17 protein-coding genes are annotated in these 17,857 nt (G+C 69.7%); 6 read left to right on the top strand and 11 right to left on the bottom strand.

Annotation, left to right across the window (positions count from 1 at the left end):
• Window positions 1–4 precede the first annotated feature (4 nt).
• The 3 genes from HUW46_RS37805 to HUW46_RS37815 all read right to left on the bottom strand — a co-directional run bounded on the left by HUW46_RS37805 (window position 5) and on the right by HUW46_RS37815 (window position 3,035).
• On the bottom strand, window positions 5–1,150 hold the full coding sequence (locus HUW46_RS37805) for a hypothetical protein (protein ID WP_215543498.1): 1,146 nt from the start codon (window positions 1,148–1,150) through the stop codon (window positions 5–7).
• 4 nt (window positions 1,151–1,154) lie between these two features.
• Window positions 1,155–2,216 carry a uroporphyrinogen-III synthase gene (locus tag HUW46_RS37810; protein WP_215543499.1) on the bottom strand — a complete coding sequence of 354 codons (1,062 nt, stop codon included), beginning with the start codon at window positions 2,214–2,216 and terminating at the stop codon, window positions 1,155–1,157.
• Between the two features lie 123 nt (window positions 2,217–2,339).
• On the bottom strand, window positions 2,340–3,035 hold the full coding sequence (locus HUW46_RS37815; RefSeq protein ID WP_215543500.1) for an N-acetyltransferase: 696 nt from the start codon (window positions 3,033–3,035) through the stop codon (window positions 2,340–2,342).
• A gap of 34 nt (window positions 3,036–3,069) precedes the next feature.
• Between HUW46_RS37815 and HUW46_RS37820 the strand changes: the two genes are divergently transcribed.
• The 3 genes from HUW46_RS37820 (at window position 3,070) to HUW46_RS37830 (ending at window position 6,456) form a co-directional block, all read left to right on the top strand.
• The gene (locus tag HUW46_RS37820; protein WP_215543501.1) at window positions 3,070–4,002 is read left to right on the top strand and encodes a helix-turn-helix domain-containing protein; all 933 of its coding nucleotides are present in this window, start codon (window positions 3,070–3,072) and stop codon (window positions 4,000–4,002) included.
• An 87-nt stretch (window positions 4,003–4,089) separates the two neighbouring features.
• Window positions 4,090–5,091 (top strand): carbon-nitrogen hydrolase family protein, encoded by a 1,002-nt coding sequence (locus HUW46_RS37825; RefSeq protein WP_215543502.1) that lies wholly within the window; start codon window positions 4,090–4,092, stop codon window positions 5,089–5,091.
• A gap of 18 nt (window positions 5,092–5,109) precedes the next feature.
• Entirely contained in the window at window positions 5,110–6,456 is a 1,347-nt protein-coding gene (locus tag HUW46_RS37830; RefSeq protein WP_215543503.1) for a cytochrome P450, read from the top strand.
• Window positions 6,457–6,460: 4 nt separating this feature from the next.
• Here HUW46_RS37830 and HUW46_RS37835 read toward each other — a convergent pair whose 3' ends face one another.
• The 3 genes from HUW46_RS37835 to HUW46_RS37845 are packed head-to-tail and all read right to left on the bottom strand — an operon-like array spanning window position 6,461 to window position 9,575.
• Window positions 6,461–7,609: a sulfotransferase family protein gene (locus HUW46_RS37835; protein WP_215543504.1), complete on the bottom strand. Its 1,149-nt coding sequence runs from the start codon at window positions 7,607–7,609 to the stop codon at window positions 6,461–6,463.
• A gap of 10 nt (window positions 7,610–7,619) precedes the next feature.
• Window positions 7,620–8,402 carry an SDR family oxidoreductase gene (locus HUW46_RS37840; RefSeq protein ID WP_215543505.1) on the bottom strand — a complete coding sequence of 261 codons (783 nt, stop codon included), beginning with the start codon at window positions 8,400–8,402 and terminating at the stop codon, window positions 7,620–7,622.
• Between the two features lie 3 nt (window positions 8,403–8,405).
• A complete protein-coding gene (locus HUW46_RS37845; RefSeq protein ID WP_215543506.1) occupies window positions 8,406–9,575 on the bottom strand; it encodes a DUF1214 domain-containing protein in 1,170 nt (389 codons plus the stop codon).
• Window positions 9,576–9,662: 87 nt separating this feature from the next.
• On the opposite strand from HUW46_RS37845, the gene HUW46_RS37850 reads away from it, so the two are divergent.
• Window positions 9,663–10,541 (top strand): helix-turn-helix domain-containing protein, encoded by an 879-nt coding sequence (locus tag HUW46_RS37850; RefSeq protein ID WP_215543507.1) that lies wholly within the window; start codon window positions 9,663–9,665, stop codon window positions 10,539–10,541.
• 10 nt (window positions 10,542–10,551) lie between these two features.
• Here HUW46_RS37850 and HUW46_RS37855 read toward each other — a convergent pair whose 3' ends face one another.
• Window positions 10,552–11,025 carry a nuclear transport factor 2 family protein gene (locus HUW46_RS37855; RefSeq protein ID WP_215543508.1) on the bottom strand — a complete coding sequence of 158 codons (474 nt, stop codon included), beginning with the start codon at window positions 11,023–11,025 and terminating at the stop codon, window positions 10,552–10,554.
• Window positions 11,026–11,107: 82 nt separating this feature from the next.
• On the opposite strand from HUW46_RS37855, the gene cysD reads away from it, so the two are divergent.
• Window positions 11,108–12,016 carry a sulfate adenylyltransferase subunit CysD gene (gene cysD / locus HUW46_RS37860; protein WP_215543509.1) on the top strand — a complete coding sequence of 303 codons (909 nt, stop codon included), beginning with the start codon at window positions 11,108–11,110 and terminating at the stop codon, window positions 12,014–12,016.
• Window positions 12,016–13,848 (top strand): adenylyl-sulfate kinase, encoded by a 1,833-nt coding sequence (gene cysC, locus HUW46_RS37865; protein WP_215543510.1) that lies wholly within the window; start codon window positions 12,016–12,018, stop codon window positions 13,846–13,848. Before cysD ends, cysC begins: the two co-directional genes overlap by 1 nt.
• A gap of 193 nt (window positions 13,849–14,041) precedes the next feature.
• On the opposite strand, the gene HUW46_RS37870 is transcribed toward cysC, so the two are convergent.
• The 4 genes from HUW46_RS37870 to HUW46_RS37885 form a co-directional block, all read right to left on the bottom strand.
• A complete protein-coding gene (locus HUW46_RS37870) occupies window positions 14,042–14,305 on the bottom strand; it encodes a hypothetical protein (RefSeq protein WP_215543511.1) in 264 nt (87 codons plus the stop codon).
• A 303-nt stretch (window positions 14,306–14,608) separates the two neighbouring features.
• Window positions 14,609–15,793, bottom strand: a complete 1,185-nt coding sequence (locus HUW46_RS37875) for an HNH endonuclease signature motif containing protein (RefSeq protein ID WP_215543512.1) — start codon at window positions 15,791–15,793, stop codon at window positions 14,609–14,611.
• Between the two features lie 287 nt (window positions 15,794–16,080).
• Window positions 16,081–17,166 (bottom strand): 8-amino-7-oxononanoate synthase, encoded by a 1,086-nt coding sequence (locus HUW46_RS37880; RefSeq protein WP_254125301.1) that lies wholly within the window; start codon window positions 17,164–17,166, stop codon window positions 16,081–16,083.
• A 193-nt stretch (window positions 17,167–17,359) separates the two neighbouring features.
• Window positions 17,360–17,797 (bottom strand): MarR family winged helix-turn-helix transcriptional regulator, encoded by a 438-nt coding sequence (locus HUW46_RS37885; RefSeq protein ID WP_215543513.1) that lies wholly within the window; start codon window positions 17,795–17,797, stop codon window positions 17,360–17,362.
• Window positions 17,798–17,857 lie beyond the last annotated feature (60 nt).

A 17,857-nucleotide genomic window follows, 5' to 3' on the forward strand; every position in this document is an offset into this window, starting at 1 on the left:
CGGATCACTCCTTCACCTGCCGGCTCAGCGATATCGCCCGACGGCTCGCCTCGTCGAGCAACCAGGCAGGGCCGTCGCCCCGGTCGAGCCGCCACAGCCAGGCGGCGTTCAGCACGTCGGCGACCGTCGTGCCCGCGACGGGTTCCTGTTCCGGTTCACGGGGATCGATCACGAGGCTGTGCACCCGGTCCGGCATCGGGTAGCGCGCCCGTGCGTAGGCGTGTTCGGCCAGCAGCCCGGTCATCGCGCGGGCTTGGAGCCCGGCCAGTGCCTGCTCCGCCGCCGTGCCGAAGGTGTCCGGGAAGTTCGCGCGGGCGAACGAGGCCAGTTTCCTGGACAGGGCGCGGAATCCGGCGGCACTCGGGTGCCGGTCCCGGCCGAGCGCCTCCACCGCGGACAGGACCGTCCGCGCCCGCCTGCTCCACGCCGGGTGCGTCTGGGTGCCGGGACCCGGCCGCGCGGCGAGCACGAGCAGCTGCAGGGGATAGGCGGCGCCGAGGACGTAGGTGGCGTAGACGTCCGCGAACAGCTCGTGGAGGTGGGCCAGTCCGACCTTCCTGCCCTGTCCGCTGTTGTCCGCCTCCTCGCTGAGGTATTCGCGCACCGGCCGCGACTCTTCCCGCAACCGGGGATCGCTCTGCGACAGGTTCGCCGCGACGTGGTGCCCCAGTTCGTGCGCGAGCACCGGCAGGTTCCACACGGACACGTCGGGGAAGCGGTTGCGGATCATGCTGACCGTGTGGGTGAGGAACTCGCTTTCCGCGACCGAGCGCAGCACGCGCCGATCGATTCCGGTACTGCGGGCGAGGTGGTCGAGCAGCCGCTGCGAGACGTCGCCGATGCCATGGTCGAGCCCGGCGCGACGCAGGAGCTCGCCCTGGCAGTAGGCGAGGACTTCCCGCTTGAGGTCGAGCGCGGCCGCGCGGGCGGTCTCCAGCTCGGGCCAGCCGGTTTCCGGATCGGCCTCGGCGAGCACCGCGTCCAGCTCGCGCTCGACCCGGTCGAGCAGCAGGCCGAACCGGTCCACCACGAGCAGACCGGTCTCGCCTTCGGGCACCACCTCGGCCAGTACCGCGGCGAGTTGGTGCAGCGCCGCGACTTCCTGGCGGGTTTGGGCGAGCAGCAAGGGGCGGGTCGAGGGCCCGGCCATCGGGTCACCTCGTCGCTTCGCTGATCGTTTCGCCGATCTTGCCGACGTACTCGCGGCCGATCACGACGACGGTCCCGAGCAGGCCGAGGTGCGCGCCGAGGATCAGCACAGGCAGCACGCCGAGCCCGGTCAGCGCCGTGGCGAACCCGATGGCCGTGGCGATACCGCCGCACAGGTCCATCACCTTGCCGTGCCGGGCGGCCAGCGCGGTCAGCGCGGACGTCGCGGTGGCCAGCCTCACGGGATCGCCGGGACGGTCGTCGAGCGCCGCGTCCGCGGTACGGGCGGCTTCGTCGGCACCGAGTGCCGCGCTCACCATCGCGAGCGCGGGCGAGCCCGCGTCGGCGGTGGTCACGAGCCGCTCGACGCGGTCCTGGATGGCGTCGAGCCGGTCCGAGGGAAGCAGCCGGTACAGGATCCTCAGCGCGCCACGGAGCGCGCGCAGCCCCAGTCTCGCGAGCTTGCCGCCGATCTGGTCGAGCTTCAGGTTCTGCTTCGCCCAGCGCCAGCCGTCGGCCAGCGCGCCGGGGCCACCGTCGCGGATACCGGTGATCGAGGTGGCGACGACCTCGGAGGACCGCTTGACGACGGCGTCGAAGGCGGTGGTGACCCGCGACCGCAGCGCGTCGATCGCATCCTCCATAGTGGACGGTCTGGGGGAATCGTCCTGAAAGCGTCGCGGGGGAGCGGATTCCAGCCCGGTGAGCACTTCGACGGTGGTGCCGAGCCGACGGAGCGGCTGATCGAGCGCGGTCCGGTCCGGCGCTGCCCGTTCCCCCACCGCGCTGCTGGCCGCCAGCAGGGTGGTGGCGACGTCGAGCTGGCCCAGCGCGGCCGCGAGCACGTCCACGGTGCGTTCCCCGGGTGGTTCGTCACGGGCGGGTACGCCGGCGCTTTCGAACGCCTGTGCCGTGGTCTCGTCGAAGGCGCCGATGCTGCGTTCACCGGCGAGCGCGAGCCTGGTGACCGCCAGCGCGCGCTGATCGGGATCGTCGAGGGCGTCGCGAAGAACCCGGCCCGCGCGCAGTACCGCGGACGTGGAGAGCTGGATCGCGTCCTGGGGCATGACGGCCTCCCTGCCTCGGTGCCCGGACTTCCGGCACCAGCGCAGTCGCCCCGGTCGCGGTCCGTATTACACCGCACACCCGATGCTGCCCTTTTCGATACCAAGGCGATGGACCAGCGTGTCCTAGCCCGGTCGCAGGATCACCTCGGCGCCGATCGGGGTGAATCCGGCGGCGAGGAACGCGCGCAGGGACCGCGCGTTGCCCGGTGCGACCGCGGCGAACACGGGCTCGTGCCGGGGAACCACCGTGAGCGCGTCGGCGAGGAGCGATCGCCCCCGCCCCCGGCTACCGCCGTCCGGGTGATGCAGTTCGATGCTCAGCTCGGTGCGCCCCGCGAGCCCGGCGGCGACGGTGACCAGGCCGCGGTCGTCGCCGAAGACGCGGACGTCGGTGCGCAGGCCCCTGGCGTACCGGACGCGTGGATGTCCGTCGGCGTTCGCGAGCGGCGGCAGGCGTGGTGCGCCGCCGGTGCCGAGGCGGACGAGCGTGGCGTCGATGGTGCCGATCGAACCGGTGGGGCCCGCGAGCGCGCGCAGGAACTCCGGTGCCATGGCACCGCCGAAGCCGTCCGGCCGGTGCCCGAGAACCTCCACAGTGGACAGTGCGGTGGCGACGACCGCGTGCCCGGTGAAGGCGACCGAGCAGGCGAGGCCGCCGGGCAGATCCGGGAGCACGGTGACGCCGCCGTCGGCGGCGGGGAACCTTTCCCGCGCGGCGTCCAGGAAGAGGTCGAGCAGCGGATGGGCGGAGTTCGGCACCCTGCCATCCTGCCCTTGGCGAGTGGACAGGGGTGCGCGCGGCCCGAGATACTCGGGCATGCCCGTGACCGTGGATCGGCGTACCCACGCCACCGTGAGCACCGTCGACGTACCGGCGCGCGAAGGATTCGCCTACTGGCGGGACCTGATCTGCGCGACCTTCGTGCGCCTGACCGCGGAACCGGTCGACGACCGGCACTTCCACGGCAAGATCGAAAACGTGCCCTGCGGCGCGGTCGAGCTGTCCACGGTGGTGGCCGATCCGCAGACCGTGCGACGGACCAGGTCGCTCATCAACCAGGACGACGAGGAGTACCTGCTGGCGAGTGTCCTGCTCGACGGGTGCGAGCGCGTCGAGCAGGACGGGCGATCCGCCGTGCTGCGGGCCGGTGCGATGGCCTTCTACGACAGCACCCGCCCGTACTCCCTGCACGCCGTCGAACCGTCCAGCCAGCTCGTCGTCCAGGTGCCGAAGCGGGAACTGTCCATTCGGGACACCAGCGGGCTGACCGCACGCGCGCTCGGCGGTGGCACACCGGGGGTGGTGGTCGCGAAGTTCCTCACCTCGCTGCGCGACGCGACCAAGGAGGACGCGGCGCAGACGGCCGTGCTCGTCCCGCACGCCATCGGCCTGCTCTCCGCGGCGGCCTCGTTCGCGGCCAGCGCGGAACCGGGACCGTGCGCGGCGGACGCGCTCGCGCGGCAGCGGGTGGCGGAGTTCCTGCGCCGCAACTTCGCCGATCCGAGGCTCGACGCGAGCGCGGTCGCGCACGCGTGCAAGCTTTCCCGCCGCTCGCTGTACCGCGCGCTCGGCGCGGAGGGCGTCGCGGCGCAGCTGCGGCGGATCCGGATCGACCGCGCCAAGGAGGTGCTGCGGCACGCGGCGGGCAAGCCGATCGGCTCGGTGGCCGCGGCCTGCGGGTTCGGCAGCGAGTCCGGGTTCCACCGCGCGTTCCGCGAGGCGACGGGGCAGACGCCGGGCGAGTACCGGCAGGCCGCGAGGGAAGTTGGCACGCGGCGCAAGTGACCGCGGCACGGCGGGTCAGCCGTGACCGAGGGTGGTTCGGACATCCTGTGAGACCTCGGCTCCCGATCATGACGCAGGAGAACCACGATGCAACAGGCCGTGCGCGTTGCCGCAGTGCAGGCCGAGTCCGCCTGGCTCGACCTCGCGGCGGGGGTGGACAAGGTGATCGCCCTGATCGGCGAGGCCGCCGCCGGAGGCGCTCAGCTGGTGGCCTTCCCGGAAACCTTCCTGCCCGGCTACCCGTGGTGGGTCTGGCTCGACTCGCCCGCGGCCGGGATGCGGTTCGTCCCGCGGTACGCGGCCAATTCGATGACCCGCGACGGCGCGGAGATGTACCGGATCCGCCGGGCCGCTGCCGAACACGGCATCCACGTCGTGCTCGGGTTCAGCGAGCGGGCGGGCGGCAGCCTCTACATGGCGCAGGCGGCCATTTCCTCCATCGGCGACCTGCTCGGGGTGCGGCGGAAGCTCAAGCCGACGCACGTGGAGCGGACGGTGTTCGGCGAGGGCGACGGCAGCGATCTCCAGGTGCACGAAACCGCGCTGGGCCGGATCGGCGCGCTGAACTGCTGGGAGCACCTGCAGCCGTTGACGAAGTACGCCATGTACAGCCAGGGCGAAGAGATCCACGTCGGGTCGTGGCCGGCCTTCTGCGGGTACCGCGGCCTGGCGAACGCGCTCGGCCCGGAGGTGAACACCGCGGCGAGTCTGATCTACGCGGTGGAGGGGCAGACCTTCGTCGTCGCGTCGTGCGCGGTCGCCGGTACCGCCGCGCTGGAGCTGTTCTGCGACACCGAGCAGAAGCGGCGGCTGCTCCAGGCGGGCGGCGGGTTCTCGCGGATCTACGGGCCGGAAGGAACGCCGCTGGCCGAGCCGCTGTCGGAAACCGAAGAGGGCATTCTCTTCGCCGATCTGCCTCCGGAGCTGATCGCGGTCGCCAAGTCCACCGCGGACCCGGTCGGGCACTACTCCCGCCCGGACGTCCTGCGCCTGCTGGTCAACCGCAACCCCGCACCGAACGTGGTCGAGGTGCCACCGGAGGATCCGTTGTCCGCCAAGGACTTCTTGCCGAGCCAGGTCGCGCACTGACGGGCTTCGAGGACATCGATGGATTTCTCCCCGCCCCGGTGCCCGGCGCACGACGACCGCGCGCCGCTGTACACCCCGGAGTTCGCGGCCGATCCCGCAACGGTCTACGCGCGCCTGCGCGAACGGCACGGTGCCATCGCGCCCGTCGAACTCGCGCCAGGTGTTCCGGCGAACCTGGTGATCAGCTACGCCGCCGCGCTGGAAGTCCTCCGCGAACCCAGCACGTTCCCCCGCGACCCGCGGCGCTGGGAACAGGGACAGCCGCCGGACAACCCCGTGCTGCCGATGCTGGGCTACCGGCCGAACTACCTGTACACCGACGGCGCGGTGCACGCGAGGCTGCGCGGCGCGGTCACCAGCAGCCTCGGCAGGGTCAACCCGCACCTGCTCCGCGGATATGTCGAGCACACCGCGCGCGAGCTGATCGGCCGGTTCGCCCACCTCGGTTCCGCGGATCTGCTCGGCGCCTACGCCACCTCGGTGGCGCTGGAGGTGTTCAACCACCTCTTCGGCTGCCCGCCCGGTCTCGGCGAACGGCTCCTCGACGGCGTGCGGGGCCTGTTCGACCTGGACGATCCCGAGCAGGCCAACCTGAAGATGGGCCAGGCGATGGCGGAACTGATCGCGCTCAAGCGGCGCGAACCGGGCCCGGACCTGCCGTCCTGGATGATCGCCCACCCCGCCCGGCTCACCGACGAGGAGCTGTTGCACCAGATGATCCCCATGCTGGGCGCGGGAACCGAACTGGAGCAGAACCTGATCACCAACGGGGTGCGGCTCCTGCTCTCCGACGAGCGGTTCGCCGGTGACCTCGCCGGCGGCAGCATGCCGGTGGAGGAAGCGCTCGACGAAATCCTGTGGACCGATCCGCCGATGGCCAACTTCTCGGCGACCTATCCGCAGTCCGATGTGGACCTTCTCGGTGCGCGCCTGCCCGCGGACCAGCCACTGCTGATCAGCTTCGCCGCCGCCAACACCGATCCCGAGCTGGAAAGCTCGCACCGCGCGGGCAATCGCGCGCACCTCGCCTGGGGTGCCGGGCCGCACACCTGCCCGGCGCAGGTCCCGGCGCGGGTCATCGCGTCGGCCGCGATCGAGACCCTGCTCGACGTGCTGCCGGACCTGCGCCTCGCGGTGCCAGCCGAGCAGCTCGTGTGGCGGCAGGGGCCGTTCCACCGGGCACTGACCTCGTTGCCCGTCAGCTTCACCCCGGTCGCCATGCCCGCACCCGCCCCGGTCGCGCCACGGCCGGACGAAGGGCGTTGGGCCGCCCCGCCGGTTTCGTCGGCCGGGATCTCCACGGCGCAGGCGGACCCGGTGCCGCGTCGGCGGAACTTCTTCGCCAGGTGGTGGCGGGGAAACTGAGTCCTCAGTGGACGGAGGCGGCGAACCGCTCGTCGACCTCTTCCGCCGTCAGGCCGAAGTCCGCCAGTTCGTACCGGTGGACGGGTTTGCGCTCCCCGGATCGGCTGGCGGCGTGCACGGCCGCCATCGCCTCCCGCGCCCGCTCGCTCAGCGACAACCCGAAATGCCGGTACGCGCCTTCGACCGTGCCGATCGGATCGGCCACGAAGTCGTCGTAGGCGACGTCGTGGAACTGCGCGGGATCGTGGCGCGCCCTCGCTTCCCGGAACCGTTCGACGCCGCGCGCCCAGAGGTCGAGCTGCGCGCGCCCGACCACGTCTCCCCGGAACTTCGACGACCAGCCGTCCGAGGCCTGCTCGGTGAGGCTGCACACCGACGCGATGATCGTGCTCGGCGCCCGGTGAGTCTGGATGATCAGCGCGTCCGGGTAGACCGCCAGCAGCTCGTCGAGCGCGAAGAGGTGGCTGGGGTTCTTGAGGACCCAGCGGCGCCCGGCGTCGGGAAGCCCGATCAGCTGCAGGTTGCGCCGGTGCCTGCGGTAGGCGTCGGTCCAGTCCTGGCCGTCGAGCCAGCGCGAGTACGAAGGCACGTGCGCGAGGCATTCGTAGGACACCGATTTCAGCGACTGCCGCAGCAGCTGCCAGCACTCCTCGACCTGGTCGGCCGACATGTGGTGCAGGCCCATGAACTCGGGATGCGCGACGTGGTGCTGCTCGTAGCCAGCCTGGATCCGTTGGAACACCGGGTTTTCCGCCCAGGTCTGGCGCGGTGGCCGAGGCTGGGGCATCTCGGTCAGCCAGACCTCCAGCCCCTGGTGCGCGGGATCCTCGGTCAGCAGCCGGTGCAACGCGGTCGTCCCGGTCCTCGGCAGGCCCGTCACGAAGATCGGGCGTTCGACGGGAACGTCGGCGTACTCCGGATTCTGCTGCCACGCGGCCTCGCTCAGCAGCCGCGCCACCAGCGCGCCGCGAAGGAAGGCGCGGTGGACCTTGTTGCCGAACGGCGTCAGCTCCGCTTCGGCGGCATAGGAGTCCAGCAGCACCCGCAGCCCTTCGAGGTGGTCGTCGCCACCGAAGTCGGCCAGCCCGGTCAGCCTGGTGGCCGAGGCGTGCAGATCGTCCACCGTGCCGACGTTTTCCCGCCCTGGAAGCATGTTCTCCCCTTCAGTGGTGGTATTCGCCGCCGTTGACGTCGAGGCACTGCCCGGTCACGCACCGGGCCAGCGCCGAGGCGAGGAAGACGACGGTGTCGGCGATCTCGTCCGGTTCCGGGAGGCGGCGGAGGTCGATCGTCTCCGCGGTTTCCGCGTAGACCTGCTCCGGTGGCACGCCGCGTTCCTTCGCCAGATAGCCGAAATACCATTTCAGCGAATCGGCCCAGATGTAGCCCGGTGCCACCGAATTGACCCGGATTCCGCGCGGGCCGAGTTCCGAGGCGAGGCTCTGCGCGAGCGCGAGCAAGCTCGCCTTCGCCATCTTGTACGCGCCGAACGTCCGCCGGGAATGCCGCAGCACCGCCGAATTGATCATCACCACCGAGCCGCCGCTCTCTTCGAGCGCGGGCGTGCACAGGCGCGTCAGCCGGAGCGCGGCGAGCACGTTCGTCTCGAACCCCGCGCGGACGGCGTCCAAATCGACATCGGCGAGGTCGACGATCGGGGGGATCGCGAAAGCGTTGTGCACCACCGTATCCACTCGCCCGAACGCTTCATGTGCTTTTCCGGCGAGCGCTTCGGCGGAAGCGTCATCGGTGATGTCCGTCGGCACGGTGACCGCGCGCCGCCCGAGCGCGCGGATTTCCTCGGCCACCTCGGCGAGCCGTGACTCGGTTCGCGCGGCGAGGACGACGTCCGCCCCGGCGAGCGCGCTGCGCACGGCGATGGACCGGCCGAGCCCCGGTCCGACACCCGACACCAGGACCACCTTGTCCTGCAACAGATCCGGCACGGCTCACCCCAGCATCCGGGAGGCGACGGCTGCCTGCCGTGCCGCGATCCGCTCGGCCCATTCGGCGGGGGACACGCGCGCTCGCTCGTGGAACGGGAGCCGGTCGGGGAGTTCGTCGAACTTCACCACCTCGACCTCGGGGCCGTCCGCGGCGGTCAGTTCGCGGGACAGCCGCTGCCACCGGATCTGGACGTACCCGCGGTCGTGCCCGGTGCGTTCGAGCCAGTTGGCCAGGCCGGGATCGCGTTCGCTGAGCACGAACCGGATCTTCCCGTCGGGGTCCACGCGTGCCTGGTCGGCGGTGAGGCTGGTCTGGTGGTTGATGTAGTCGAGCGAGAGGTACCACATGCTGCCCAGCTGGATGCCCTGGTACGGCGCGTCCGACCGCGGCACGGTGACGATCATGACCTCGTCGTCGCCGAGTTCGTAGTGCCCGGCCGAGGAGTACTGGGTGGTCAGCCCGCCCGGGGTGGAGCGCGGTTCGGTCATCGTGTTCACCGGCAGGTTCAGGTAGAACCACTCCGGGAAGGCCAGGAAGGTGCGGAGCCTGCTCAGCAGGATCTTCCCGGTGACGCCGTACCGCTTCGCCATCGTTTCGCGCGACAGCGGCGGGGGAGCGCCGCCCGCGGTGTCCTCGCACCGGATCTGGATCGAACCGCGGCGCTCGGTCGCCCAGTCGCTGTGCACCTCGCGGACCACGAGCATCGCCGATCCGGGGCCGAGTACGAAGTAGTTCGGCCCCGGATCGGGTTTCGCCGGTCCGAAGCGGAGTTCGAACGTGCCGTCCTCGGCGATCTCGACCTGGCGGTCATCGAAGGCGGCGAGGCTGTCCGGCACGTCGACCGGCGAGTAGTCGCCGTTGAGCACCTGGAAGCTGAGGTCGGCGGTCGTCCCGCGCGTGCCGGTGACGACGTACTCGCGGTCGTCCCTGATGTTCGCGTTGAAGTACAGCGTGTCCGGGTTGTCGAGCCCCATCTTCGTGTACGGGCCGGTGGACTGGGTGAAGTACGGGAAGTCCCGTTCGTAGGCCCACGCCATCTGCAGCGACGCCCTGATGCTGCCCGCGAGGTAGTCGTACCCCTCGACCAGGTCCTGTTCGGTCCGGACGTGCGGCGCCCCGGTGATGACCTCTTCGGCCTCGGCGATGGCGTCGGCGAGCGGTTGAGTGAGCACCCGTGACTCCTCACACTGGTACAAATACGTACCGACCTGGTACGTTCTCATCTGTCGCAGAGTAGAACGTGTTCTAAGGATGGGTCAATGGCCGTCACGCGCCGTTCGCCGCCGACCGAACGGGTCGTGCGGCTGCTCGACTTCTTCACCGCCCGTCCCGGCGAGCGCTTCGGGCTCTCCGACCTGGCTCGCGGGCTGGGCATGGCCAAGCCGACCTGCCTCGGCATCGTGACCGAACTGGTCGCGGGCGGCTACCTCGTCCGGGACCCGCGGACGGTGACCTACCGGCTCGGGCCCGCGATGATCGCCGCCGGACGGGTCGCGGGTGAGGGCTTCGGTGCGGGCGAGGTCGCCGGGCGGCACCTGGAACGGCTGAGCGCGCGGTACGGCGCCACGTGCACGGCGTCGGCTGTGTCGGGTGACCGCATCCTGGTGCTGGCGAGCGCGGGTCCCGGCCGCGTCGAACTCGGCCAGACCTACCCGTTCGCGCCGCCGGTGGGCCTGATGTACGTGCTGTGGGACTCCGACGAGGCGTTCCGCGACTGGCTCGCGAAACCGCCCGCGGTGCCGATCCGGCTCGACGAAGCGCATCTGCACCGGGTGGTCGCCGAGTGCCGGGAGCACGGTTACCTGGTGGAAAGCCTGACCTCGACGGGGCGGCGGCTCTATTCACTGATGGCGGGTGCCGCCGCGGACGAACTGCCTGCCGAAATCCGGGATCTGGTCGGGAAACTGGTGTCCAGCCTCGGCGAGCGCGTGTACCTCGGCGCCGATCTGGCGCCGCGCCGCAAGCACGCCGTGAGCCTGCTGGCGGCGCCGACGTTCGACGCGTCCGGTCGCCAGGAGCTCGTGCTCACCCTGTCGGTCGGCGAATCGATCACCGGTGCCGAAATCGCCCGCCGCGGCGCGGAACTGGTCGCCGTCGCGGACGCGGTGACGGCGGAATCGGGTGGGCGCAAGCCGTGATCGGCGTGCGTCAGGCGGGCGTGCTCCAGCGGTTCGCGGTCAACTTGAACCCCGGCAGGTCGTCGAGCGGGGTCATCGATTCGTAGAGCCGGTCGTAGCCGGTATCGCTGATCAGCCAGGCGCCGTTCTCGCGCCGGTAGGTGTCCTCGTAGAACGCCGCGCCCTCGATGATCACGCGGTGCTCGGGCACGATCACCTTGTCCTGCAACAGCCAGGTGCCCCTCGCGGTGTCGCCGTCGACTTCGATCTCGGGCTGTCCCGCGAAGTGCACCGTGGTGATCCCGGGGCCGACCGTGGTCCGCAGGAATTCGATGATCGCCTCGCGCGAGTCGAATTCCAGTGCTTTGCCGTAGGACGGGGTTCCGTAGCGCGCGCGGGCGTCGGCGGTCAGCGTCTCCGCCATTTCGTCCCAGCGCTTCAGGTCGAGGCAGCGGAGGTAGCGGAACTTGACGCGCCGGATCTCTTCGAGTGCGATCATGTCCATGCCATCAGGGTCCCGCCGTCCTTGACCAATAGCAAGAACATGTTCTACTTTCTTGATCTCGAAACCCCGGAGGACGGATTCCATGGCTTCCCCGACGTACGAGCTCACCCACCTCGACGCGCTCGAAGCCGAGGCGGTGCACGTCTTCCGCGAGGTCGCGGCGACCTTCGAACGGCCGGTGCTGCTGTTCTCCGGCGGCAAGGACTCGATGGTGATGCTGCACCTGGCGGCCAAGGCCTTCTGGCCAGCGCCGCCGCCGTTCCCGGTGCTGCACATCGACACCGGGCACAACTTCGACGAGGTCATCCGGTTCCGCGACGCCACGGTGGCCGAGTACGGCTCGCGGCTCGTGGTCAGCCGGGTCCAGGACGACATCGACGCCGGGCGCGTCGTCGAGGACCCGAAGGCGGGCCGCAACCGGCTTCAGACGACGGCACTGCTGCGCGCGGTGAAGGAGCACGCCTTCGACGCTGTGTTCGGCGGCGCCCGGCGTGACGAGGAAAAGGCACGCGCCAAGGAACGGGTGTTCAGCTTCCGCGACGAATTCGGCCAGTGGGATCCCCGAAACCAGCGGCCCGAGCTGTGGAACCTCTACAACGGACGGCACCGCAAGGGCGAGCACATCCGCGTCTTCCCGCTCTCGAACTGGACCGAGCTGGACATCTGGCAGTACGTCGAGGCGGAGCGCGTCGGGCTGCCGTCGCTCTACTACGCGCACCGTCGCCAGGTGGTGCAGCGCGACGGGATGCTGCTCGCGCACACCCGGTTCCTGACTCTGGCCGAGGGGGAAAACCCTTACGAGGCAACGGTTCGCTTCCGCACCGTCGGCGACGCGACGTGCACCGGCTGCGTCGAGTCGACCGCCTCGTCCCCGGCGGAGGTGGTCGCCGAGGTCGCCGTCACGCGGCTCACCGAACGCGGCGCGACCCGCGCCGACGACCGGATCTCCGATACGGGCATGGAAGACCGGAAGAAGGAAGGGTACTTCTGATGAGTGCGCGCGTCACCACGCTCCGGCTGGCCACCGCGGGCAGCGTCGACGACGGGAAGTCGACCCTGATCGGCAGGCTGCTGTTCGATTCGAAGACGGTGTTCACCGACCAGCTCGAAGCGATCGAACGCACCAGCCGCGCGCACGGCGAGGCGTACCCGAACCTCGCGCTGCTGACCGACGGCCTGCGCGCCGAACGCGAGCAGGGCATCACGATCGACGTCGCGCACCGCTACTTCGCCACGCCCAAGCGGAAGTTCATCATCGCCGACACCCCAGGCCATGTGCAGTACACCCGCAACATGGTCACCGGAGCGTCCACAGCGGACCTCGCGCTGATCCTCGTCGACGCGCGCAAGGGCGTGCTGGAGCAGTCCCGCAGGCACGCGTTCCTGGCGAGCCTGCTCGGCATCGGCCACCTCGTGGTGTGCGTCAACAAGATGGATCTCGTCGGCTGGTCGCGGGAACGGTTCGAGGAGATCCGCGAAGAGTTCCGGCGGTTCGCGATGAAGCTGCGGGTGCCCGACCTGGCCTTCGTGCCGATGTCGGCGCTGCACGGCGACAACGTGGTGCACCGGACCGCCAGCATGCCGTGGTACGAGGGGACTTCCCTGCTGCACCACCTCGAACAGGTCCACGTCGCCTCGGACCGCAACCTCATCGACGCGCGGTTCCCGGTGCAGTACGTGATCCGCGAGCACGGCCGCGAGTTCCGGGGCTACGCGGGAACGATCGCGGGCGGCGTGTTCAAACCCGGTGACGAGGTCACCGTGCTGCCGTCCGGGTTCACCACGACCGTGCGGGCGATCTGGGGACCCGGTGGCACGGAGATCGCCGAGGCGTTCGCCCCGCAAGCGGTCACGATGGAGCTGTCCGACGAACTGGACCTCGGCCGGGGCGACCTGATCTGCCGTCCCGGCAACCGCCCGCACCTCGGCCGCGACCTCGACGCCATGGTCTGCTGGTTCTCCGAGCGGGGCGCGCTGGCACCCGGCGCGACCTACGCCGTGCGGCACACCACCCGCGAAACCGTCGGCGAGGTCCACGACCTCGACTACCGGCTCGATGTGTCGACACTGCACCGGGACGAGACCGCGGAATCCTTGTCCCTCAACGAACTCGGCCGCATCCGGTTGCGGACCAGGCAGCCGCTGATGTTCGATCCGTACCGCAGGAACCGGTCGACGGGCGGGTTCCTCCTCATCGACGAGCACTCCGGGGCCACCGTCGCCGCCGGGATGATCACGGGCCCGGCCACGACGCGGGCGAACGTGGTGTGGCACACCGCCGCGGTGACCAGGGCCGAGCGGGCGACGCGGGGCTGCACCGTATGGCTCACCGGGCTTTCCGCCTCCGGCAAGTCCACTGTGGCCGTCGAACTCGAACGCCGGCTCGTTGCCGCCGGGAGGCCCGCGTACCTGCTCGACGGCGACAACCTCCGGCACGGGTTGAACGGCGATCTCGGGTTCGGTGCGGCCGATCGCGCCGAGAACGTGCGGCGGACGGCCGAAACCGCGAAGCTGTTCGCCGACGCCGGGCTGGTCGCGGTGGTCTCGTTGATCAGCCCCTACCACGCCGATCGCGAGCGGGCCCGTGCCGCGCACGAATCCGCCGGGCTCCCGTTCCTGGAGGTGTTCGTCGACACCCCGCTGGAAGTGTGCGAGGACCGCGATCCCAAGGGCATGTACGCGAAGGCGCGCTCCGGCGAGATCACCGGTTTCACCGGAGTCGACGCGCCGTACGAACGCCCCGCGTCACCGGATCTGGTGCTGCGCCCCGAAAACGGGGATCCCGCCGCGATGGCCGCGCTGATCCTGGCCGCGCTGGACTGACCGCGCCGAGTTTCTCAGCGTCGCCACAGGCCGCGCTCGGCAGTATGGCACTCCCGGACGCGGCCCCTTTCCGAGTCCCCGCTCGGTCCCCGGTGTCCGGGCTTCCGGTGTTCCGAGACGCACCGGGAGACGGCCTTGTCCCGCACGCTGTGCCCACTCGTTCACGGACGTGCGGGACAAGGCCCCGCCGTGGTCAGGCGAGTTCGGCGGACACGACCGCCGGGAGTTCGCGAAGGTGGTCGAGCAGCGGTTCGGTCTCGTCACCGGGGAGCAGGACGGCGCACACCATGCTGCTTTCCCTGACCCCGTCGCGGATGTCGACGGACAGCTCGTGCACGACGTGACCCCGCTGAGCCAGCAGACCGACCAGGCGGGGGATTTCCGCGATGCCACCGACGAAGTAGGTGGCGATCCGGCGACGGACCAGGACTGCTGAAGTCGTGGGACTGAAGGACATGACGCAACTCCGCGGGATATCGGCTGGCTGGGAAACCGGGCCAGGTCCCGGGAAGAGTCCGCGATCGCCAACGCTGCGCGCCGGCGACCTGGCTCAGCCGGCGCGCCGGATTACGCGTCGCTCGGACGTCATGGGGCGCTGCACGGCGACAGACTAACATGACCGGCGGCGGGTTACGAACCCTCCGGGCGTTGACTCGGGAGCACTCTGCTGCAACCCATGGCCCCGCCGTCGGCTCGGCGACGTTCACCGGCCTCACCCCGAGCGACAACCACGGGGACATCCACAACACGACAAGCACGTTCACCAGCAACCGCGAGTGAGCCCGGGATGCCCGCCGGGAATTCTTTTCCCGGCGGGCACCGTGGCGAATCCGGTCGGATTTTCGGTGTAGCTGCGCCCGTCGGGTGTGGTGACGGTGAGTGCGCCGGTTTTTTCGTTGGTGGTGAAGGTCCAGCCGGGTTCATCGCGGAGCACGTGATGGATTCGGCACAGCGGCCGGAGGTTCACTTTGTCGGTTCCGCCGCCGTCTTTCCACGCCTGCGCGTGGTCGAGGTCGCTGTACTGCGCGGGCCGGTTGCAGCCGGGCATGCAGCAGGTCCGGTAGGTGACCTGAAGGTACTTCCGCATGCGCCTCGACGGTCGGTAGTTTTTCCGCCCGACATCGATCGGAAGCTTGGACATCGGTTCGTCGATGATGCGGTTCCAGACGGAGTTGGCGTCGTAGGCGATTTCGCGGGCGAGTTCGGGGGAGATCTCGCCACACCCGACGAGTTCGGCGGGGTTATTGCGCAAACCCATGAGCGTAGGCAGGTCGATGTGCAGGAAGATCTGGGCTTTCGGCTTACCCGCACAGCCACCACTCAGGCACCGCTCGACCAGGGCGTCGAGCCTGAGTTGATCCATCGTGCCCGGGGCACCTTGCCGCTTCTTCGCGAGCGCGTCTTGATCGCAGGCGGCGTAGAGGGCTTGCGCGCGGTCGGAGGGCAGTTCGGCGAACAGGGTCGAGGAGCCGTGATCCCCGTGCCGGATTTCGAGCCTGCGTGCCGCAGCCTTGGCCTTGCGTCGCTGTTCGTACCCTTCGGGGTCGATCCTCATCAGCAGCGAGTTGACCATCCTGCGCAGCGCGGGCGCGTTCCGGTTCTCGAACTTCCCCGCCAGTCGAGCGTCCACTTCGGACGCCATCGCTCGAGAAGTGCATGCGGTGGCCTCGAACACTCGCGACGCCGCATACTCATCGATGAGCCCGTTCTCCATCGCGGCCAGTGTCTCGGGCAGGTATGAGGTCAACGCGTCAGCGAGCGCCGCCTTCCGCTCCGCCGAGTTCTGCGTCAACGAACACAGCAGCGCCACTTGCCCGACGGTCGATCTTCGCGACGACTCCTGTTCTATATCGGCGATATCCCGCAGCAACATCGCCTGCTGGTATCGAATAATGGCAACACGCCGCTGGACAGAATCGGACTTGGAAACCAGATTGGTGTTCATAAATCAATTCTACCGACCCGCAAAGAAGCGCGCGTCACTCGATCGCGTAAGCAAAAGATCACTACCTGCCACAACGTGCCCACAACGCCATAGAAGACAAACAACGAACGGGACCGTCAGTGCGTCGGGGACGCTACCTCGAGGCGACCAAAGGTTTTCGTTCCGTGGGGAACTGTCGCTGGTGACCAACGACGCAACCTGCACCGTGGAGCGACAGTTTCACACGGCGCGCCGCAGGCGTGCCTGTGACTCTCACCGTGCCCCCGAAACACGCTCACTGCAGATGTTCATCGACAAACACGACTCAACACATCAACAGCCCGCCCCCAACGCCGCTCCTCGATCCCAGCCCGAGCCGTGATCCGAAGCCGCGAAACCCCATCCGGAACGGAAGGCGGCCGAAAACACCCCACACGAACACCACCATCGAGCGCGTCAGCCTGCGCAGCCAACGCAGCCCGCGGCGAAGGCATCGGCACCGACAACACCGCACCCGCCGAAGACGGCACCCCGAGCCGAGCCGCGAGTTCTTCGTTGCGCCGATGAACCTGCGGCGGCAACTCGGGATGGGCACGCAGCAGCCGCAGCGCGGACAACGCCCCGGCGGTAGGGGCGGGCGCCAGCCCGGTGTCGAAGATGAACGGACGAGCCCGATTGACAAGGTGATCGATCACCTCGGCGGACCCGAGCACCGCGCCGCCCATCGCGCCGAGCGATTTCGACAAGGTCGCGGTCATGACCAGGTTCGGGTGGCGGGCGAGGCCGTGTTCGTGCACCAGGCCGCGCCCGCCTTCGCCCGCCACGCCGAGCCCGTGCGCCTCGTCGACGAGGAGCAGTGCATCGTGCTCGGCGCACACGTCCGCCAGTTCAGGCAGCGGGGCGGCGTCGCCGAGTACCGAGAAGATCGACTCGGTGAGCACGATCGCGCGGCGCCCGCCTGCCGCGGCGAGCGCGTTCTTGACCGCGATGACGTCGTTGTGGCCGACGACCTCGACCGAGGCCCTGCTCAGCCGTGCGCCGTCGATCAACGAGGCGTGGACGTGCGCGTCGGAGACGATCAGCGACTGCTTGTCCAGCAGCGCGCTCACTGCGGAGAGGTTCGCTTGATACCCGGTCGAAAACACCAGTGCCGCCTCGTGACCGGTGAACTCCGCGAGCTCGGATTCCAGGTCGGCGTGCAGCGTGGTGGTGCCGGTGACCAGCCGGGACGCACCCGCACCCGGCCCCCAGGCAAGTGCGGCGTCCGCGGCTGCCCGCCGGGGCAGGGGATGGGTGCTCAGCCCGAGGTAGTCGTTGCCCGCGAGGTCGATGACGTCCTCGCCGACCGTGCGGGGCCGCAGCACGCGCTGCAACCCGGCCGCTTCGCGTGCCACCCGCTGCTCCGCGAACCAGTTCGCCCAAGCCCCGACGTTCCCCTGTGGACGGATTCGGGTTTCCTGACAGGGCCCCGTTTTTCGGTCCACCGACGGTCTCCTCGCCTGCTACACCTGAACACTGTTCACCTGAACGACGTTCAGGATAAACCCGCCGGAACAGTCCGTCAACGGCAACGTGCGCCACTCCGCGTCACGGGGCCTCGCCGGGCTCCCGCTTCGTCAGCGCGTCCAGTAGGAGGCGCGTGTCGCGTGCGTAGTCGGCGTAGGAAACGCCACTGCGCAGCACCAGATCGCGGAACCGCCCTTCGAGGGACGCCCGGCATCGCGCGGCCATTCGCTTGCCCGCCGCCGTGAGGGTCAACCGCCGCCGATTTCCCCCTGCCGGGTCCGGTTTCGCGTCGAGCAGCCCCATTTCGGCGAGCACGCCGGTCATTCGGCTCGCCGACGGTTCCGACACGCCCAGCTCCTCGGCCACCGCTCGCTGCGTGGCGGCGCCGAGCCGGTCCACGATCAGCAAGGTCCGGAAGCGGCGGTATGAGAGGCCGTGCTCGGCCTGCAGGATGCGGTCGGCCGATCGGTCGAGGCGTGCGGTCAGCGCGTGGAGGTCGAAGCTCAAATCCGGTGGCACACCTGGATATTAACATGCTAACTTAGCAAGGTAAGTACCTGCTGGCCGGGAAAGGTGCAG

The sequence above is a fragment of the Amycolatopsis sp. CA-230715 genome (assembly GCF_018736145.1).
Classification (GTDB): Bacteria; Actinomycetota; Actinomycetes; order Mycobacteriales; family Pseudonocardiaceae; genus Amycolatopsis.

Bases quoted from the DNA above. Each gene is read 5' to 3' on its own strand.
- HUW46_RS37830 (WP_215543503.1), top strand. From the start codon at position 5,110: ATGGATTTCTCCCCGCCCCGGTGCCCGGCGCACGACGACCGCGCGCCG.
- cysD (WP_215543509.1), top strand. From the start codon at position 11,108: ATGGCTTCCCCGACGTACGAGCTCACCCACCTCGACGCGCTCGAAGCC.
- HUW46_RS37815 (WP_215543500.1), bottom strand. From the start codon at position 3,035: ATGCCCGAGTATCTCGGGCCGCGCGCACCCCTGTCCACTCGCCAAGGG.
- cysC (WP_215543510.1), top strand. From the start codon at position 12,016: ATGAGTGCGCGCGTCACCACGCTCCGGCTGGCCACCGCGGGCAGCGTC.
- HUW46_RS37875 (WP_215543512.1), bottom strand. From the start codon at position 15,793: ATGAACACCAATCTGGTTTCCAAGTCCGATTCTGTCCAGCGGCGTGTT.
- HUW46_RS37825 (WP_215543502.1), top strand. From the start codon at position 4,090: ATGCAACAGGCCGTGCGCGTTGCCGCAGTGCAGGCCGAGTCCGCCTGG.
- HUW46_RS37805 (WP_215543498.1), bottom strand. From the start codon at position 1,150: ATGGCCGGGCCCTCGACCCGCCCCTTGCTGCTCGCCCAAACCCGCCAG.
- HUW46_RS37835 (WP_215543504.1), bottom strand. From the start codon at position 7,609: ATGCTTCCAGGGCGGGAAAACGTCGGCACGGTGGACGATCTGCACGCC.
- HUW46_RS37850 (WP_215543507.1), top strand. From the start codon at position 9,663: ATGGCCGTCACGCGCCGTTCGCCGCCGACCGAACGGGTCGTGCGGCTG.
- HUW46_RS37810 (WP_215543499.1), bottom strand. From the start codon at position 2,216: ATGCCCCAGGACGCGATCCAGCTCTCCACGTCCGCGGTACTGCGCGCG.
- HUW46_RS37855 (WP_215543508.1), bottom strand. From the start codon at position 11,025: ATGGACATGATCGCACTCGAAGAGATCCGGCGCGTCAAGTTCCGCTAC.
- HUW46_RS37870 (WP_215543511.1), bottom strand. From the start codon at position 14,305: ATGTCCTTCAGTCCCACGACTTCAGCAGTCCTGGTCCGTCGCCGGATC.